The organism is Parapedobacter lycopersici (assembly GCF_040395035.1).
Lineage (GTDB): Bacteria > Bacteroidota > Bacteroidia > Sphingobacteriales > Sphingobacteriaceae > Parapedobacter > Parapedobacter lycopersici_A.
Genome location: NZ_JBEBRB010000117.1, coordinates 1 through 4,241 on the forward strand (window position 1 = coordinate 1; position 4,241 = coordinate 4,241).

The following is a 4,241-nucleotide window of genomic DNA, read 5'->3' on the forward strand; positions in this document are numbered from 1 at the left end:
CTGGAAATCAGCTTCTCACATACACCGTTAAGTACATCGGTAATGTCAAAAGCTTGCTGCTCCGCCGCAATCCGGGCGTAGAAGACCAGGTGCATCATCAGGTCGCCAAGCTCCTTTTTTACCTCATCCAGGTCGTTGTCCAGAATGGCGTCCCCCAGTTCATACATTTCCTCAATGGTCAGGTGGCGAAGGGTTTCCATGGTCTGCTTTCGGTCCCACGGGCATTCGGCACGAAGCGTGTTTAAAACAAGCAGTAGGCGTTCAAAGGCGGTGGCCGGCGTTTGCTGGGCCGGGGGAGGTGTATGGGACATGGTATGTTTTTTTACCGTCAAACTTAGCTAAATTCACGTTGATACGCAATATAATTGCGGACGCTTGCCATTCGTTTAGGCCATAGACGACACGGTATGGATTTGCAGTTGCTGCACGAAACCGGTGAGTTCGGTTACGGAACGCGCATATTCGGCCGCATCAGGCAGTTCTCCGTTGCGGGTATCGATTTCCAGTTTGCGCAGCCGGAAGGCGATTTTGTCGGCACCCACCTGGGCAGTACGCCCGGCCATGCGGTGCAGCAGCAGCTCCATTCCGGACAGGTCTTTTTTTTCATACTGCGCCTCCAGGGCACTTAAATCCAACAGCGTGTCGGCGATGTATAACTGGAGGAACCGGTTTGCCTGTTCTTCATCGTCCGTGGCCAGCAGCTGCATCATGGTGTCGTCCTTGATGGGCGGGGTATCCTTGCCGTGGATGTGCAGGAGCTCGAGTAAATCCGCCTCCTTAAAAGGTTTCAGCAGCAGGCCATCGAATCCCTGGGCCAGAATCTCCTCCTGTTCCTCCGGCAGTGCCTGTGCCGTAAAAGCGAACCGGCTTACCTCCGCGGCGGCGGGTATTTTCTTCTCCAGCTCCCGGTTAAGCTGTGTGCCGTCCATTTCCGGCATACGGATGTCCATCAGGATGACGGTTACTTCGGGGTCCCATGCTGCCGACAGCAATTCGCTGGGGGAGGCAAAACACCGGTAGGCAATGTGGTGTTTATTGAGGATGCTCTGGCATAGGCCCAGTATCAGCTGGTCGTCATCAACAATCCACACTTTACCGTTGAATGCAGCCGGCTGGACAACGGACGCCGGTGCTGCTTCCGGTTTTGTGGCGGCCTGCAGGGGAAGGTTGACCTTAAAGACAGAACCGTATCCTTTTTTACTTTCCACACGGATTTTTCCGCCCATGCTTTCGCAGATCGCTCTGACGATGCTCAGCCCCAGGCCGCTCCCGAAATATACTCCGGAATTGGCGTTCTCCGACTGCTCGAAATCATTGAAAATGCGTTCCAGGTCATCTTCGGGTATCCCTTTTCCGGTATCCTTAACCACAATATTCAATTCCGTCTTTTTCTCATACACGACGGTGCTGACGTTGAGCGTCACTTTCCCCCGGTCCGTAAACTTAATGGCATTGCTGAGCAGGTTAAACAGGATCTGTTTGATCCGGAATGCATCGCCAAGCAGGTGCCCGGAACCCAGGATGCGGGTGTTAAGCACCAGGTCTAGTGATTTGCTGGATGCCTGCATGCGCATCACGGATACCACATTGTTTACCAGTTCAAGCAGGACAAAGGGTTTTTCCGTGAGCGCAATTTTGCCGGAAGTGATCCGGCTGTAGTCGAGTATTTCGTTGACGATCTGCAACAGGTGTTCGGACGACTGATAAATAGCGTTGATCTTCGGAGAGTCGAACGTAATGTCCTGCTTCAGCTGTTCGGCATATCCGATGATGGATTGCAGTGGGGTGCGCAGTTCGTGGCTCATGTTGGCGAGGAACCGCTGTTTGGCTGCTGCATGGTACTCGGCCTCCTCTTTGGCCGCCTCCAGTGCAATACGGTATGCATTATTCCGGCTGATGTCCTGCAGGATAAGGTATACCATGATGGTAGTAATAATAAAAAACCCGAGAAAAATGGCACTGATCCGCCATACGCTGTCACTGACCACGGTCTTGGCCTGTTGATTGTCGGCTTCCAGCTGCAGCATCGCCTCGTTTTCCACCGACTGTAAAATGTTCAGCATATTGCTTATTAACGCATTTCCTGCAATGGTCAATTCCATTTCCTGGCTGACGAACAGTTCGCGTTGCTGCTGCTGGCGCAGCTGAAAGAGCTGCACGGCACTGTCAATTTTGGCCAGTGTGCTGTCGTGCTGGGCGGCGCGGATCGTATCGACGATGGTTTCCAGCTCTTCCTCTACCATCCGTCTTTCCTCAACGGCCTGCGGCGGCGTTTCCGTCCGTCTGCGGGAGCCAAACAGCCGGGCAAAGAATCCCTTGTCATCCGGGTTCACCGGCACTACCGTATCCATGTTGTCCGTGTCGTCCGAAATGGTAGTCGTACGGCGTTTCCTTTCGGTGGTTACAATGGTGCTGTCGCCCGACGGCTCGTAGATTACTTTGCTGAGGGAGTCCAGCTGCTTGGAAAACGCATCGCTGTCGACCACCTTTTCGCGTACTTTCACGTAAGCGTCAAATAGCCCGTCCCGCTGGGTAAGCAGGGTTTTGATGGAATCAATGCGCTGCTGCTGGATGGAACTGTACTGGTAGAGCGATTTCAGTGAATCAAGCGCGGACACGATGACTGCCGATTCGTTGGTCAGGCTACTGTATTTGCCGGAATTGAGAAAAGCCTGGGCGCGTTGCAGCTGGTCGAGCCGCATGATGTCCCGCGATATCTGGCTTACCATCTCCAGTTTGGGGTCGGGTGCGGTAATGCTGTCCACGGTGTCCATCATTTCGGTAAAGGCCACCCGGCTGATTACCCAGGCGAGCACCAGCGCCACGGCGCAGCTTATAAACACGAAGATCACCTTGCGCTGCACGCTTCCTGTCGACTGTATGTGCGGTGTTGGCATGGAATACTCCAATGTTACTGATACGTAAAGATACCAAAAATTGTGCTAAATCGCCGGCTGTTACTTGCTGTACCCCATTCCGCGTACACCAAAAGCCGATAAATCATGGGCTGCGCGGCATTTGACCGTTTCAAAATAAAATCGGAGTGTGGATTTTGTCCACAGTCCGTTGATCTGATTACGGTTGGATATCCGTTACGGGACAGGCAAACCTTTATGCTTCCTGCTTTTCGTTTAGGAACACAAACTTATTGTCGAACATATCCAGCTTAATCGTGCTTTCCTTATCGATTTTGCCAGCCAGGATTTCCTTCGACAGTTCATTGAGGATGTGTTTCTGTATCACCCGTTTAAGCGGCCGTGCGCCGTATTGCGGGTCGTATCCCAGCTGGGCCAGCCAGTCGAGCGCTTCTTCGCTGGCCGTAAGCCGGATGCCCATTTCGGCCAGCTGTTGCTGTACATGTGCAAACTGCATGTGCACGATTTCCCCGATCTGATCCCGGCTCAGCGGCGTAAACATAATGACCTCATCGATACGGTTGAGAAACTCGGGCCGGATGGTCTGTTGCAGCAGTTCAAAGACCGCGCTACGTGTTTTGGCAACGACTTCCTCCCGGTTTGTGTCAGTCAACTGGCTGAAGTTTTCCTGGATCAGGTGTGAGCCGATGTTGGAGGTCATGATGATGATGGTGTTCTTGAAATTCACCGTCCGTCCCTTGTTATCCGTCAGGTGGCCATCGTCCAGCACTTGCAGCAGGATGTTGAATACATCCGGGTGTGCCTTTTCGATCTCATCGAGCAGTACAACCGAATACGGGTGGCGCCGCACGGCTTCTGTGAGCTGTCCCCCTTCATCATAACCCACATATCCCGGAGGCGCTCCGATCAGGCGCGATACCGAGTGCCGTTCCTGGTATTCACTCATGTCAATCCGCACCATGGAATGTTCGTCGTTGAAGAGAAATTCGGCCAGTGCCCGTGCCAGCTCGGTTTTGCCCACGCCGGTGGTGCCCAGGAAAATAAACGAGCCGATGGGGCGTTTGACATCGCTCAGTCCGGCCCGTGAACGGCGGATCGCATCCGAAATGGCTTCAATCGCTTCGTCCTGCCCGGCCACCCGCTTATGCAATTCGGCTTCCAGGTGCAACAGCTTTTCCCGTTCACTCTGTACCATCCGGCTGACCGGAATACCGGTCCACCGCGCCACCACGTCGGCAATGTCATCGGCGGTCACTTCTTCTTTAAGCATGCGGCTGCCGCTTTGTTTTTCACTGAGTTCATTCTTCAGCGCATCCACTTTATCCTGCGATTCCTTGATGCGGCCGTAACGGATTTCCGCTACTT

Annotated in this window: 3 protein-coding genes; all 3 read right to left on the minus strand. The window is 53.5% G+C overall.

What is annotated here, in order from left to right; translation table 11 throughout:
• On the minus strand, positions 1–311 hold a 311-nt coding region (locus ABWO75_RS13380; RefSeq protein WP_353186342.1), incomplete at its 3' end, for a MazG nucleotide pyrophosphohydrolase domain-containing protein.
• 75 nt (positions 312–386) lie between these two features.
• The gene (locus tag ABWO75_RS13385) at positions 387–2,897 is read right to left on the minus strand and encodes a hybrid sensor histidine kinase/response regulator (RefSeq protein WP_353186344.1); all 2,511 of its coding nucleotides are present in this window, start codon (positions 2,895–2,897) and stop codon (positions 387–389) included.
• Positions 2,898–3,111: 214 nt separating this feature from the next.
• The coding region (locus tag ABWO75_RS13390; RefSeq protein WP_353186346.1) for an AAA family ATPase at positions 3,112–4,241 on the minus strand (1,130 nt) is incomplete at its 5' end.